This is a genomic window from Novosphingobium huizhouense (assembly GCF_020179475.1).
GTDB lineage: Bacteria > Pseudomonadota > Alphaproteobacteria > Sphingomonadales > Sphingomonadaceae > Novosphingobium > Novosphingobium huizhouense.
This window is the reverse complement of record NZ_JAILXZ010000016.1, coordinates 1-353: the sequence shown is the minus strand read 5'-3', so window position 1 is coordinate 353 and position 353 is coordinate 1. Positions and strand designations below refer to the sequence as shown.

Below are 353 nucleotides of genomic sequence, written 5' to 3'. Positions count from 1 at the left end.
CGAAACAAAAACAGAATGATGCCAACCAAACGGATACGCCGGTAGGCTTTCAGAAAAACCGTTAGTCGTCAAACGGTTAAAGTTGACATGGTAGGCCCGGAGGGCGACCCAAAACCTTTTGAAATCAATTCGGTATGCCGTAAACTTACCCGGACCCGAGGCTATATATTTCAATGGGTTACATCGGGTATTGTAAACTGGTTTTCCAGTGCCAGCATAGACAACGCCTTCCAGCTTTTCACCCATGCCTTCGCTCCTGTTCAGACAGCATTGCGAGACTGGCAACCGTAGTCGGGCCCTCTAAGGGGCGACAGGTATACGCGGGTTTTCCCCTGTCCTTAGCCGACTTGCAC

The 353-nt window shown here is 50.4% G+C and carries 1 protein-coding gene; it reads right to left on the bottom strand.

Annotated elements, in window-relative coordinates; all coding sequences use genetic code 11:
• Positions 1–246, bottom strand: a 246-nt coding sequence (locus tag K3A85_RS17785; RefSeq protein WP_225207852.1) for a hypothetical protein, incomplete at its 3' end; no start/stop codon positions are given.
• Positions 247–353: the final 107 nt, after the last annotated feature.